The 15,260-nt window shown below is 49.7% G+C and carries 10 protein-coding genes; 7 read left to right on the forward strand and 3 right to left on the reverse strand.

Annotation, left to right across the window (positions count from 1 at the left end):
- Nucleotides 1–32: 32 nt before the first annotated feature.
- The 3 genes from IE065_RS03115 to IE065_RS03125 are packed head-to-tail and all read right to left on the reverse strand — an operon-like array spanning nucleotide 33 to nucleotide 5,672.
- Nucleotides 33–1,031 carry a GntR family transcriptional regulator gene (locus IE065_RS03115; RefSeq protein ID WP_189511733.1) on the reverse strand — a complete coding sequence of 333 codons (999 nt, stop codon included), beginning with the start codon at nucleotides 1,029–1,031 and terminating at the stop codon, nucleotides 33–35.
- Nucleotides 1,031–1,714 (reverse strand): hypothetical protein, encoded by a 684-nt coding sequence (locus IE065_RS03120; protein ID WP_189511735.1) that lies wholly within the window; start codon nucleotides 1,712–1,714, stop codon nucleotides 1,031–1,033. The genes IE065_RS03115 and IE065_RS03120 overlap by 1 nt, the downstream gene beginning before the upstream one ends.
- Nucleotides 1,715–1,721: 7 nt before the next feature.
- Nucleotides 1,722–5,672: a hypothetical protein gene (locus IE065_RS03125; protein ID WP_189511737.1), complete on the reverse strand. Its 3,951-nt coding sequence runs from the start codon at nucleotides 5,670–5,672 to the stop codon at nucleotides 1,722–1,724.
- 708 nt (nucleotides 5,673–6,380) lie between these two features.
- Here IE065_RS03125 and IE065_RS03130 point away from each other — a divergent pair.
- The 7 genes from IE065_RS03130 to IE065_RS03160 all read left to right on the forward strand — a co-directional run bounded on the left by IE065_RS03130 (nucleotide 6,381) and on the right by IE065_RS03160 (nucleotide 15,205).
- Complete coding sequence (locus IE065_RS03130; protein WP_189511739.1) at nucleotides 6,381–9,467, forward strand: hypothetical protein; 3,087 nt, start codon at nucleotides 6,381–6,383, stop codon at nucleotides 9,465–9,467.
- A gap of 322 nt (nucleotides 9,468–9,789) precedes the next feature.
- Nucleotides 9,790–12,486 carry an Ig-like domain-containing protein gene (locus tag IE065_RS03135; protein WP_189511741.1) on the forward strand — a complete coding sequence of 899 codons (2,697 nt, stop codon included), beginning with the start codon at nucleotides 9,790–9,792 and terminating at the stop codon, nucleotides 12,484–12,486.
- A gap of 70 nt (nucleotides 12,487–12,556) precedes the next feature.
- Nucleotides 12,557–12,820, forward strand: a complete 264-nt coding sequence (locus IE065_RS03140; RefSeq protein ID WP_189511743.1) for a transposase — start codon at nucleotides 12,557–12,559, stop codon at nucleotides 12,818–12,820.
- 135 nt (nucleotides 12,821–12,955) lie between these two features.
- A complete protein-coding gene (locus IE065_RS18345; protein ID WP_378080166.1) occupies nucleotides 12,956–13,078 on the forward strand; it encodes an integrase core domain-containing protein in 123 nt (40 codons plus the stop codon).
- A gap of 136 nt (nucleotides 13,079–13,214) precedes the next feature.
- Entirely contained in the window at nucleotides 13,215–13,358 is a 144-nt protein-coding gene (locus tag IE065_RS03150; RefSeq protein WP_378080090.1) for a transposase, read from the forward strand.
- A gap of 219 nt (nucleotides 13,359–13,577) precedes the next feature.
- A complete protein-coding gene (locus IE065_RS03155) occupies nucleotides 13,578–14,333 on the forward strand; it encodes an IclR family transcriptional regulator (RefSeq protein WP_189511745.1) in 756 nt (251 codons plus the stop codon).
- Nucleotides 14,330–15,205, forward strand: coding sequence for a phytanoyl-CoA dioxygenase family protein (locus IE065_RS03160; protein ID WP_189511747.1), 876 nt, complete (start codon nucleotides 14,330–14,332; stop codon nucleotides 15,203–15,205). Before IE065_RS03155 ends, IE065_RS03160 begins: the two co-directional genes overlap by 4 nt.
- Nucleotides 15,206–15,260: the final 55 nt, after the last annotated feature.

Genomic DNA, 15,260 nt, shown 5'->3' on the forward strand with positions numbered 1-15,260 from the left:
CATGAGTCGCAGACAACCATGCCCAATTAGAGCTAAGCAGGTGATTCATTTAGCCAACTACGCACTCCGGTTAGATAAACATTCAGCATATGCTGTGTGGCAACTGAGGCGTCACCCATACTACGCTTACGGTATATGCGGATTGCTTCGTCGATAAGATGATCCCAAGGATAAACTAAATTAGTCGTATTCGAATCCAGGGACTCTGTTGTATAACAAAAACCAATGTGCGGTAGGTGCTCACCTAATTCCCTTCCCATAACGATGGTAGCTGTATTGTGCGTGGAAAAGATGCCGTCAAAGTCCAGCTTACGAATTTCATCCAAAGCCTTAACATGATCAAAGCGATCCCACGAATCCAACTGGAAAACCTGACACTCCGGGCAGACGCCCTGAAACCCCTCTAGGATACTACGCATGCTATCGCAGGACAATGGACCGCATAGAATAAGTGGTTTGCTAATGTCTTTACGTAAGTTCATCAGCTCACCGGCTGTCCGGCCTGCCGATACAAAATCGAGTCTCAAACTGTCAGTAAAAACGGAGCATAAGCCCGAGTCAGCTACTTGGTCAATTAGCAGGCTGTAATGCAGGTCAGAATAAAATTTTCTTAAATCAAAACGATTGGCCCAGATTATGGCGAATCGATTCGGCATATATTCCGTAAAGCTGCTGCTTATGCGAATATCATAGGAGATGTTCTCCTGTTCTAACCGATCAATCATCCTTTGCTTGAGGATGCCGCCGTAGCTTTTCTCCTCAGTTGACTCTGGATGCAAATATAGCGTGACGCCCTCTGGTGGTCGTTGCTCCGATGCAACGTAAGTTCCAGAAGCTGGAGTCCGATGAATATAACCCTCCTGACAAAGCTCGGTAATCAATCGATGTGCTGTCTGGTAGCTAATTTGGTATTGGCCCGCCAGCTCACGATTGGAAAAAAACCAATTACCAGGGCGGCGACGACCAGTTTTAACGCGCTCAACTAGTTCTTCTTTAATGTCTTGTATGCGTTGACTTCGCTTTCCGGCCATTACTGATTAAGATTCATGTCAGATAAGATCCTAAACTCCATCGGTCCGGCATCCTGAGACTTAGACTCGGAAATTAGAATCAGATATCGATAGTTGTCGAAGTGCATCCAGCGATTGTAATAGGCTGGAGTTAACTCGTCCTTCTCGCGCACAATAAATGCGACCTGATACTCATGCGTGCTTTCAAATGGATTCATCAGTTTTTCCAAACTTCGCGAATTCAGCTCAAGCTTATTTGAGCCTAACTGGGCTAACATATTCCTATTCGTGAGATTAAGAAAACGATAACTGCCCACGGGAAACGTATCAAAACTATCTTCGATTTCGAAAATCTTATACTCATCACCTGAGCCGAAGAACAGGAAAAGTGGTTCGTGAATCCCTGGCTTCACCGTTACCCGAGCGACTGGCACGTAAGCCATTCCATCGGCCTTATCACTGGGCTCTCGATAAAAAACAATCGGATTTGGCCCCTCATATTCAATTGGCTTGGAGCGTTGCATTGTATGGATACTAACAGGCTCCATTCCTTCACCAGCATTTACGTAGAGATTGCCTCCGATAGGCTTATTCCAACTGATGCAGCTGAATGTCACACGAATAGTTTCAGGTGTTGGCTGTGCAAATAATTTTGCTGCAAAGATTCCTTGCAGGCACAGGGCAATAATGAAGACACGAAGCATACTTGAACTATATTTCATCCTCACTAAGCCAATGAAAGCCAACAACAACAAAGCGGCGTCCAAATTTTTGGTTAGTACTGGATAGGCCGTTAATCTCGTCCCAAGCGTCATTATCCTCAGGTCCGATATAATCAGGTAGACGTTGAACAATTGCCTCGCACCAGACTCCCGCACTTGGGACACCATCAAAACCTCCCCCGGATTCGCCATAGGCACGAATAATAAAGGTATCAGATCGTGCAGACAAGTATGGGGCCAACGGGGTCAGCACATCAGCTTGGGTTAACCAGCCCGGGGCACCCGCTGAAGTTGTGTCCAAGGTATTCTCCTGGTACAATCCTGAGTCTACATAATCGCCATACGCATCAGTCCCACGACTGCGGATCCTATCGTTTATACCGGATGCTTCGATAGCTGCGGCAAGCGCACCTTGCTTGCGATGATCTTCCTCAAGAGATCCCGGGCGGCGATTCACAAAGTCTGCTAAACTCAGGAAAGGCCCACGTTCCTTGACCTGCTCCACAATCTCTTCAGCTAAACGGCTAATCTGGTTAACAGTCAACGCATGGGGAGCATACCAGTCATCACGAGGATTATTCTCATCACGCACTGTCGAGTTGGGAATGCCAAACCGAGAGAACAACGTACCATTGGTGCTCGCTTGCTCTAAACCTTCTTCATCAATGTATTGAAAGTCACGGCCAAGATTGGAAGCCAGAAAAGCCTTCCAAGCATCCACTGAAGTTGAATTAACGTTGAAACCACCTTCAACTGACCAGTTCGCTGCCGTCTTCAAGTAGCCGTCCTCCGCCTTGAGCTCCTCTGCCAATGCATTCATGTCACTATCACCCATGTAATCAAAGCGCTTGTTTGGCAGGCTTGGTTTTCCATCAACTATCGCGGCAGCAGCCAGACCATCAATGCGATCCCCAACGGATGTTTCACTTGGACCCGGTGCCAAGCTGGAGAAGAAATACGTGTCAAATAGCGCATGATTGCTCAAAAAGGAAACATCTGCAATAGTAGCATGGTTCGACCAACTTCCTTCGCTCCATGTCTCGCTAAGATCAAAATCATTATTGGCCACAAAAAGAGATGCTTGGGAGTTAGCAATCGCATTCCTTGGCTCATAGCTGCTCAACGAAGTATTGGCATGCTGAAGGGAGCCTAACGACCACAAAGGCGCAGTGGGCACCTCCTGCAGTACAACGGTATTAGATCCTGGATTTCCTCCGACAGAACTATTGGAGTAACTATACCCGAACAAGGTATTGGCATCAGTCCCAACTGAAAGTTCCGGCTTCAGAAAATTGAGACTAGGCTCTCCATTCAGGGGATGCACAAATAGTTGGTAGCGGCCCGGGACAGTGTTGCCACTATGCTCGGTTGTGCCCAAAAGACCAAACGGATTCATACTTCCCAGCATCTCCAGCGGGATGCCATCATCCACGCTGCTTGATGGCGTTGAGTAGGCGGGGTTAAGACGAATTTCCAACGCCATGAATGGATATTTTTTGCTAAAAGAACCCGTGACCTGAATCGGGCTAATGACTTGGCCTCGAATTGAATTAAACTCACCCTGAGGGCTAAGGCCGGATGGTCTTTTATAAGTGCCAGCTTGCCCTCTAAGCAGGAAATCCTCAGTGTTGATGTCGCCTCCGTGCTCAATGCTATCAAAACCGAGCAAGGAGTCATCCAGCAAAAAATCGTACCACTTAAAACTAAAGACACCGCTATTATCGGCGGCATTTGGCTTGCCCCAATAAATGTCATGAATAGTGACAGCGCTACCAATAGGGATGTTATCCGTTACGATAGGCACATTTACACCATTGACCTTAACATTTGAACGATGCACCGAGTCCAGTGCTCTATAAAAAACCAACCCGCCTGTAGTGCTCCAGCCCGGCTCTAGAAAAAGCGTTTCCTCGTGGATTATGATGTCTCCGACTTGTATTGGATCTGCCTGCTGCATGCTGAACAACTGCAATTCTCCTGGCTTCAGAACGATGGGTTCATCACCATCTGGTGGATTGCCAATTACAAATTCTAGATTATCTCTGAAGGAGCCAAGAGTATTCCCATTCGAATCTTTTGCTGGACTAGCGTCATTCAATAAATTGCCCAGACTTGCTTCGTATCCTCGATCAACAGCGACCCCTCCTGACATTTCACTCCAAGAAAGACCAAATGTAATTTCTGGCTTTTCTAAGGCTATTTTGTACCCGCTAAATTCAATCGGAACATTATACGGATTCCATAAAACAGCTACTGGCTGAACCATCATGGTCATGGCTGTCGTTTGCCCAAAATTTTCAATTACGTAATTCCAGTCATTACCTTCAATCTTGATCGGGGCACCCGAATCATCGCGTGCAATTTTCCCCAATCCTTCTGAAGGGGTGACCTGAGCGAGGCTGAAGATGTAGTAAAAACGGACAACTACAGGAGCAACCTGATGGCGAGTCAGCCGAGGAATTTGAACCTGCTGACCACCATTTAAGTATTCATCCCCGAGTTTTGATTTTGTACTAACCGTGTTATTGTTAATGCCCACATTACCGCCCTTTGTCTCAAACATGCTGACGAAGGTCCGCTTGATCCCTTGAAGCTTGCTATCACCAGTATTGTTATGATCGACAGTATTGGGGCGATATGGTCTTGCACGATAGGACTCACCGACCGAGTAGTGCTTATAAAGCTGATAGTAATCCCGCAAGTAATCCCACGACGGCCCTCGCAAATAGGCCTCATTGCTAATTTCCGGTATGTTGTATTTATATAGATAACTGACAGGGCCCTCAGTAAACTCATCTCGATAAACCGAAACATCGTCATAAGGTGGGTTATCCGAGCGATCGGTCCTAGGATTTCCAGCAAATGGGCTATTGCTGAAGTCTTCATCTGAAAGCTCAAAAAGCAGGCTTAAATCTTTCTTCAGTCCGCCGTTGGATACGTCTACCTGAAGCATATTTGTCTTAATGCCCAAATCGTGATAGTATTGAGGCAATATAGTTTTCCACTGATCGACCTGAGGGTCGGCAAGAACAATATCTGAGAAAAGGCTAATACGCTCCAAGGCGCTTGCGAGTGACTCTTGCTCCAGATCGTAACTCGCCAAACCATTTAATACCTGAAGCCCCACCTTCTCTGGAGCCATTAAGCTGTAGCGACTACTGGAATATTCTTTGCGGAACTCCTGCTCTTGTAGACTCGTTGCTGCCCCCAAATAACGGCCATCGACCAGATTAACAGGCGCTTTTTGCGACTCATCCGAAATCCAATAGGCGTATTTACCAAGCGTCGTAGATGTCCCATTTTCAACATCAACTTTTGGAGCATAAACGAAATCCGTTATGTTGGTATCACCCACAGAATCCCCAGCAACCAAGCGAACAAAACCTGTGGGCGCTTCCCCATTTGGCTCTGGAGTAAAATCGGTACCAGACAAGTCACCCTGCATGGTTTCAACACCAGACACTAGCCAACCCAGATGCTCGACATTCGGATCACGCACCCAGCCAAGAGCTGACTGATTGGGCGTGGCCTCTCCGGGATTCAATCCCTTACTTGATGAGTCCCATACGCCCTGCCAAAAACGACGGGGATCATCAGCAGCTATTGCTGAAATCTGCGGATCACCATTTTCGCGAATAAAAATCGCCGAGGCTGAAACGCGTTGATCAGGACCCATTTGCTTTTGCAATTGGCCCAAAGCTACAGACAGACCAAGCAGAGCATTTTGACGAGCTTGAACCTTGTCCCGCTGATGACTCACCGTTGATAGCTGCAACTTGATTGTTGTAGATAAACTCAGCAACAACAGTACGATCAGAGCCATCAAGCTCAATGCTACAACGAGCGCAAAGCCTTCACGGAATTGATGTGACGAGCCCCTTTTTTTCGGGGCACGATCAAACCAACGGTTGTTATTATGAAACATATCTGGGGCAAGCAAAGTGCAAGTTTAATAAAAAAAACTAAACATAAAGAATATCTGAAATACCTATCCGCGCAAACCTTATCAAAACCCAGCGTTTTCTAACTGGTATGAAGATTCCGAATTTAAACATTTAACATCACTAAAATCATATAAAACGACCAGAACGCTAGGCATTAAAATACTGTGCTGAAAAAGTCCGAAGCAGGGCAAATATTTTCAAGTTTGTGCAAGCCATTACATCTCGGCCAGAAGCAGCCCTATCTAACTTAAAACCACACAATTGCGCCAATAAAGCCACAACGCACAAATTTGGACCTAACAAAAATGGGAATATTTCCAACATACCTCCAAATTAGTCATACACGACAATCTTTCAATCAAAAACTTAGCCACGCCTAGCCTCAATCAATCCAGCCCTCCATCAATTCAATATATCTATTGATTATCAAACACTTATACACATCAAGGACTTATAAAAACTCTGTAAATCCAAATAAACTCCATCTTCATCGAACAAACAAAACCACATCCATCGCAACCAACCATAGCTCCATATCTTAGATCAGATAAGAACTTGACCACAATTAAATGGGAACATTCCCATTGACAAGGCATCGGATCCATTCTAACAATTTCAAGTCCCGCGAGGGGCATACGCCTTCTAGTTTCGGCGCATTGACCCTCTGTTACCGAAAGTCCAACCCCAACCCCAAAAAGAGTATCATGCATAAGCATCTATTCACGTGCGCACTCGCCCTACTCGGGACGAATGCAATGCACGCAAGTATTGTCTTACAACAAGACTTCAGTACTTTTACATCAGTCGGCTCATACGTTCACATTACGGCCCCAAATTCCGGTGAATTCAACGACATTAGCGCCGAGGCTGACGGCGGTAATTGGTCCATCACTTATGGACAATTAAAGATCGATCGCGCTGGCAGCTACGCGTCCACCAATGGCGCAGGATTCATGCGTTGGACAGATCTTGACGGAGCACCTAGCAAACTGCATGTCGCAGTTGACTTTGGCGCTACGCTCGACAGCTATCAGAACAATTCTCTCTCTATCGAAATCGGTAAATTCACCGCTTTCAGCGACTACAATAACTGGCCCACATCGAACGACATTTTTCTACAGTTCAATGTAGATGGTGCTGGTTCTGATTTGATGCGATTCGAGTCAAACTCCGTCAGTAGTTCGACCTACGCATCCGATGGTTCACTCTATCATCTTGAGTTTTTCCTCAACAAATCCGGGAGTTCTACTACCTATACAGGGCCTGACGGCACAGTAAAAACTCTCGACGATAGTAAGTATGCATTCTGGGTGGGAACTACCTGCGTGCACGATAACCTCACTGCGAACAATGGGGCCAATTCGACACTCAGCGATTTCCGAGTTCGCTTTTCTACCGGTGAATCGGGAACTTGGTTCTTTGATAACCTAGTAATCAAAGATACCTTACCGCCGACATTACCAACAACGTCTGCCAAACTGGTTATCACACCGGATATGCTTCTGAACGAGCTAGCATCAGGGGACGCTGGATTGCTATTTGACGAACAAACCCTTGCCGGCGATCCGCTTAACTCGCCTCCTGGCGGTTTACCGGTAACCAAATTCGCCCCGCCACTCGGTGCATCCGCCGCATGGAAGTATCCGCTCAATACCGTCATTGATCTAGGGGCACCACACGTCATAACCGATATTGCATTGCATGACAGCAATGGCATTTCCGATGTGACTGTTTCGGCAGGGACACCCTTCGATTGGGATGTATTATTTACGGACCCACAGTCCTCCTTTAATCAATGGAAGTTGCACTCTGTGTCGGTCGTGACTCGCTATTTACAGGTGAGCATCGCATCCAGTGCCGCGGCTCCAAATGAGCTGGTCATCTACGGATATCCACTCGATTACCCAGATCCAGCACCTACGCCGACGTCACACGTGCGTCCCGAGATTGATAAGTTCATGGGCGTTAATACGTTTTACGGAGAGCCCCTGCACCGTCAGGAAGCCTTCGGATGCCTCCGCGAATATCACGACTGGGCATGGGATGAAGGCCATACTCAAACAACCTACCCAGGCTATCCTGACAATGAAAACGGCTTCGACCCTGCATGGACAGGTAATAAGAATGACAAGTTTTACTCAGATCTCGCATTCTTGGGTCTAACCGTTTGCCCAGACATCCAAGGGAACGTGCTTTGGCTTACTGGAAACGATGGTTCCCTCTTGAACAACAAGCCCATCCCGATTGGTTCAGGCCGCGACCCGGTCGATCCTGCATCCTACATTGAGCACGCAGATCACCTGTTCCAGCATGTAGCACGATACGGCATGGTCTCTGTTAGTGATTCCCTTCTCAAGCTACGCTCGGACAATGAGCGGCTGTCAGGTTTGGGCCTACTCGACTACTACGAGAACTGGAATGAACCAGACAAGTGGTGGAAAGGCAGAGACGGCTATTTCACCCCTTATGAGTATGCAGCTATGTCTAGTGCAGACGCTGATGGACACATGGGTACCATGGGCAGCACCGTGGGTATTCGGAATGCAGACCCTGGAGCATTACTTGTGATGGCTGGCATCACGAGTCCCAGCGTCGACTATATCAAGGCCATGAAATTTTGGTGCGACTATAACCGCGCTGGTGATTTCCCTTGGGATGTGATCAATGTCCATCACTACTGCAACGATGGCGGCGGCCAATTCAGTGGCGGATCGGGCATCAGTCCAGAAGAGGGTAATTTGCGCGAGCATATGGAGCTTATCCGCGAGTACCGCGATCAATACCTCCCTGGTGTCGAAGTATGGATTTCAGAATTTGGATATGATACCAATCCAGGCTCATCACAACATGCCCCGATAATTGGAGCGTTCAGTGCAGAAGAAGTACAAGCTCAGTGGCTGGTACGTAGCTATCTGGAGCTAGCCGCAGCAGGCGTTGATCGGGCTTTCGCCTATCATTTAGTCGACTTCGGATCTAGCTCGGGTTTGTACACCACATCCGGCATGCTCAAGAGAAAGGCCGATAATTATGAGACCAAAATAAGCTGGTGGTATCTCTATTCACTTAAGAATCGGTTGAAGGGGCTACGATTTGAATCCGAGCAAGCATCCGGAAACTCCGATGTCAAAATCTACCGTTTCCAGGACGACCAAGACGAGGTGAAAGCGTATGCAGTCTGGTGCCCTACGAGTGACGAAACGACTGTCTCCAGCTACTCACTAGCGGTGCCAAGTGGCATATCAACCGCCTCACTCGTCACACTAACCGACGGAGATCCTGATGGAGTAAAGAGCGGACTTACTATAACCGGAGATACAGTGTCTATAGATGTTAGCGAGCGCCCGGTGTTTGTGCTTCTGGATCACACAGACCCAGACTTCGAACTAACTGAAAAGCTGACGCTTACAACAGCAATGGTTACCAACGAGTCTGGATACGGTGATGCGGAGATGCTTGTGGACGAGCAGACTCTCGCCGGCGACCCACGAGAAGAGGGTGGAGCTGGCTCTCCCACGACCATTTGGGCTCCAGGCAGCGGAACTGCTAGCGCTTATATTGATCTGGGTTCCGTGAAGTCACTAGACCGAATCTTCATACGAGACATGAATGGCATTGGAGATCTTACAATATCCACAGGTACACCAGGCAGCTGGACAGTCTTGAAAGTCGACGAGCTCGAGCGTTTCGAGAGTTGGAAAATGCATGTCGTCGATCTCGACACACGCTATTTGCGATTCACGCGAGCCGACGGCCAAGCAAACTTTTCCGAAGTAGTACTCTATGGAAAATAGTCCATCCACAGTAACGAATCGATGGCTACTTCTCCCTCCTGGAGACTAGCCAGAAGATAAATTCAAATTGGGTGATCACCTTAACAGGTGGTCACCTGATTTGCATCCACATACGCCCTTGAATACAACACACAAAAACTCCCTAGCTATGCGTAATATAGTGATTCCCAGCTCAATGCTCCAAAGACGAACTTGTCTGTTTGCCTCGCTCATCGCTTTTTCCATTTTCTCGGTGGCTTGCCCTAAACTTAGAGCTGACCCTGTTGCGGATTCCGTCCCGGGTTTCTTTTCTGGATTTGCTGCGAACGGGGAAGTGAAATCCATGTATTACCGGATTTTTGAGGCAAGCGAGGCAACAGCGAGTAGTCCCAAGCCGCTAGTGATCTTTCTCCACGGTCAAGGTGAGAGAACGGGAACAGAGCTTCAGCGAGATGGAACGGTCAATACGCTGCAGGTCAAATATCATATTCAGGACCTCATCAGTGAGCTAGATACGTCACTACACAATGCCTACCTCCTCTGCCCTCAGGAATGGTACGGTGGTGATGCTGAAGCAGACGTAATTGAAGCAATGATCTACGCCATGATGCGCCGCTATCATATTGATCCGACGAAAATCTATATCACCGGGCTTTCCGCTGGAGGCGGCCAGGCCATTAAGTGCATCACCGATTCGCCCGGTTTGTATGCCGCAGCAGCACCACTGTCCGGTGCCAACGGATCAAGCGATCCAGCCGCCATGGTCTCAACTCCAACTTGGTTGATGTGTGGTAACAGCGACAGTTTTAAGGGCATATCGGATGGACTCTATAACCAGATCGTCGATGCTGGCGGAACTCCAAGACTTACTCTGATCCCGGGCATGGGGCATGGTGGTTGGAACCATATTTATAATGATGAGCCGGCTTATACGGGCTTCTATGAAGGTGGCGATCCCGCCTACGATTCGACTACAGGCTTCTATGACTGGCTCTGGGCACATGACAATGCCAGCCCGGTGCATAAGCAGCCCCTTTCGTTGGGCAAGACCGTCCTGATTGACCTCGGGGAGACCTACACAATGGTCACAACTCCCGATAGCTCTGGACGCTATTACAACAGCCCCGAACTCCGGGACACATTTATCAGCACGCCTGACTTCTCAATTTCCGGTGGTTTTGTAACCACGGATGGAGAGCGCATTGATATGGAATTGAGTATACCTCAAGGATTCACGAACGCAGCTGCTTCCGGCGTTCATTCCACCGCTTTATACGCAAATGATGCCGCTCGCGACACATGGTATGTTAACGCTGGCAGCACCGCGGTAGTCAAATTAGCCGGTCTAACTCCTAACGGGAATTACCGGATTAAGCTGTTTGCGTCCCGTGAAAATGGTGCCAGCAGCTACTGGAGTCGCTACTCGATCAACGGCATTAGCCTGGACCTCAATGCGAGAAACAACGTGTCCAGCACGGCTTTGTTTCCGAACGTCGTCGCTAATTCCGACGGCGAGATAAGCATTTCGACCAGCGTCGTCCCTGATTCTGGATCTCCACAAGCTCACTTAGGTATGATCGAAGTCACCAGAATTTCGAGTGGGGGTAGTGGCAATATTCCGCCACTAGCCATCAACGACACCGCCATCACCGATGAAGACGTTGACGTGAGTATCGACGTGCTCGCAAATGACAGTGATGCAGATGCCAGCCCACAACCGCTTTCCATTACAGGCGTGAGCACCCCTTCAAACGGGACCGCTCAGATCCTTAACGGAGAAATCCTCTACACCCCGGGCAGTGGCTACTTTGGCAATGACTCCTTCACCTATACCATCAGCGATGGAACCGATGAAAACACCGCCACGGTGAATGTCACCGTCAACGGCGTCATCGAACCGCCATCAGGCGGCACGTTGTTCAGTCAGGATTTCTCATCCTCAGACCTTGTCAGTGATTATGCCAACGCAGCACCCGCTGCCAATATCTTTGATGACATCAGTACCGAAGCCGATGGTGGTACGTGGAGCATTACTTCAGGCGCACTGGTACTCGACCGCACCGGGTCTTCAAGCGCCAACAATGGAGCGGGTTTTGCAAGAATCACAGACATCGTCACTGACCCAGACTTCGTCAAAGTCACCTTGAATTTGTCCATCGATGAAATGTCGACGACGTGGTCAACGCTCTATGCGATTGAATTAGGCAAGTGGACTTCCATCAGTGATTACAACGATGGGGGCAGCTACGCTAACCTCTTCGAACGCCTTCAGGTGAAAGGCTCGGGATCAAGTGGCTGGATCATCAATGTCGGAGGTGCAGCCTCCTCCCCCCTTCCCGCTGACGGCTCGTATCAGACCATCACTTGGTATGTAAACAACAGCGGATCAGCGACTAGCTATACCGGCCTGGACGGCCAGTCTCAAACTCTCGCAAATCTCTCCAATGACGTGTGGATTGGAAATACGCTCGCAATCAACGACTCGCCGCGCACGACTGGAAACGCGCTGGTCATTAATGATTTTCGCGTGCGTGTTGATACCTCATTCGATGCGGTTTATGGCTTCGATGACATCAATATTTCCGATACGTTTGACGAAATACCGGTCACTCCCAAGAATACATACCAAACCTGGCGTGAGGCGCGGTTCACACAGCAGGAGCTTGCTGATTTGTCGATCAGTGGCAACGACGCCGACCCCGATGGCAATGGCTGGGTAAACTTGTTGGAATACGGCTTTGGCAATACGCCAAGCCAACGCGGTGGACACATACAAAATGTCGACGACGAGTTGATGTTTAGTTTTTCTCGCGACCCATCCCGAGTGGATCTGACCTACGAAATTGAAATGAGCACGACACTGGCTGAAGACAGCTGGGTCGTCATCACACGCAGTGTCGACGGCGCGCCCAGCGAGCTCGTCAACTCGGCACCGTTCAACCTCCAAGAATCCGGGGATGATCCAATTGAAGTATCCATTAGCCCACTCACGCAGGGGACCGAGACACGTTTCTATCGGCTAAGTGTAACAACCGACTGACGTGCTTGGGCCCCTTTGAACGCGACCACTTGAACTGACTGTATTTGGCCTTTATGAAAGGACAGATATCATGAAACGAGGACGCCGAAAAACCGAAGACATCATCCGTATTTTACGCGACAGCGAAGGCTTGAGCGTTGATGAAGCTTGCCGCAAGCACGGCATTAGCCAAGCAACATTTAATCGCTACAAGAAGCAGTTTGGCGGTATGAGCGTGAAGGAAGCCCAACGCCTGCGTGAGTTGGAGAAGGAGAACGCCGAGTTGAAGAAGCTGCTTGCAGATCAACTTTTGAAGGCTAGGACCTTGGAGATTGCTTTGGAAAAAAACGTCTGAGCCCGGATCGCCAGCGCAGCACTGCCGCTAAGGTGGTTGCTGCGCTTCGGTGTTTCGGGAGAGCCGTTTGCCGTTGGCTGAGCATGCACCGATCGACTTATCACTATCGTCCCAAGGGCGTTCAACCGGGAACTCATCTACACGCTCTCGGAGGCACGGTTCATCTTTAAGGAATGGATGAACTTTTATAACAACATCAGACCGCACCGTTCTCTGAGCTTGCTCAGCCCAGCTCAGTTCGCACAATCAATCACATAAGGCGACTTCGATTAACCTTGCTGTGCTGATCACTTTCTGTGACGTAAAGACTGACAGTGATCAGAGAACATATCTCACGCGGAAGCCTCGTCCTCTCGTCCCACGAGCCTAGACCGACTGCCGTGTTCGACTTCCTTTGTGCCCTGTTTTGATGTTCAAGGTTCTGGTGCTTCAACGCTTGTTCGGTCTGAGTGACGAGGCTACGGAGTTTCAGATTCTGGACCGTTTCAGCTTTCTTCGATTCCTGGGGCTACTTTCTGGTGACGCCGAAATCTGCTAATTTGTGCCACATACGAAGTGAAGCAATTACAGCAATACCTATAGATCGCCTCAATGGCTGCACCATTTTACCTGAACAGGCCCTAGCCCGGCCCCGTTATTGCGACCGGGCTTTTTCGCGCTGTCCAATCAAGGCCTTTCAACACGGATCGCCTCAATGTTCTAGTATATAGAACATAAACACTTGACCAATTCGTTCTACATGCTAGAACATTGAGGCATGAACAACACGTTAACCAATGGCTTGGGACTCTTATCGCTGGTGGCGAACACCGGACGGGCCCACGGGGTGACGGAGCTGGCAAATATGGCAGAACTGCCCAAAAGCCACGTGCACCGCCTGCTACAGTCGTTGGTTGAAGCACGCTATCTGGAAAAGGATCACCAGAGCCGTTACAGCATCAGCGTAGGCGCGCTGCGCCTTGGACGCGAGCTCTTGCGCAATATCCCAGTCCGCCGGATGGCACTACCGGAAATGATGCAGCTCGTCGGTGAAGTAAAAGCCGCCCTGTCCCTTGCTGCGCCATTCGGACACGAAGCGATATCCATTGCCCACATCACGCCTGACGGCAATCTGCGCGGCTCAATGGAATCACTCGGCTCAGTGCTCAGCGCACATGCCTCAGCCAGCGGCAAACTTTTCCTGGCTTATCTGCCCGAGGACGAAGTGGGCGAAGTGCTCGCTCAATTGGACTACAGCGGCGGCGGACCAAATGCCCACCGCAACGCTGAGAGCTTGAAAGCCGAATTACCACAGATCCGGGCGCGAGGTTACAGCATTAACAACCTGGAAAGCGGGGCGAATATGAACAGCTTCGCCGTCCCCATTCACAACCAAGATGGCAAAGTCTTTGCCGCCCTCGGCGCTTCAGCTCAGGCCAACGAACTCAGCCTAAAACGCATAGCCGAACTGGCCCCCATTTTACTCGAATCCGTTCAACGCATTGAATCCACCATCAAAGAGGAAAACCCATGATCACCGCGACTGAATCCAAAGCCAACGACCTGATGACCGAGGCGCATATCCGCCAATACTGGGAAGAAGGTTACACCATTGTGAAGGGCGTCTTTAACGAAGCCGAGCTCAACCAAATGCGAACCGCGTGTGACCACTGGAAATTCATGGGCGACCTCCTGGGCCGCACTTGGCGTAAGCAAAACACCGTCATCTGGGTAGATGAAGACCAAGATGTCGGCACCACCGTACGCGGCATGCAATGGCCATCCTATCACGATGCCGTGATGGATAAATACCGCACCGATCCGCGCATGCTCATGCTCATCGAGCCACTCATCGGCAACAACATCAAGCAGATCATCAACCAAGTACACTGGAAGCGCCCCGGCTCACGCACCAGTTGGCCGCTCCACCGCGACGTGCGTTCGCGCCAACCCAGCAGCGATTTTTTCGACCTCTACGAATCCTGGGTACAGACCGGTATCGGAATTGACCCGCACATGAAGGACAACGGCGCAATGCAGCTCGTCCCTGGCAGCCACAAAGACATCCCACACGACCCGGACGACAAGTCCTCCTGGCAGGCCACCCAATACGCCAACGACAACCGCATCAAAGACATGGTCCTCGAACCCGGCGACGTTGGTCTGTGGAGCGCTTACACCGTCCACGGCGGCGGCTTCAACACGACAAAATATCTCGACCGCCGCCTGTACATCAACGGCTTCGTGAAGGCCGAGAAATGCAAACGCGGCGAATGGGCCTGGAAAGACGGCCGCACAGTCCACCTTTACGGTGAGCCCGCGCTAATCCAATTCGACGAGGTCGACGAAATCCGCCACGCCTTCTACGCCGCCGAACTCAACCGCAAAGAACTCATCCGCGACTAGAGGGGGGGGAAAGGCGAAGTGCGGTGCTCCCACCGGAGCGATTCGTCACGTTAGA

This window comes from Cerasicoccus arenae (genome assembly GCF_014651635.1).
GTDB classification, from domain to species: Bacteria; Verrucomicrobiota; Verrucomicrobiia; order Opitutales; family Cerasicoccaceae; genus Cerasicoccus; species Cerasicoccus arenae.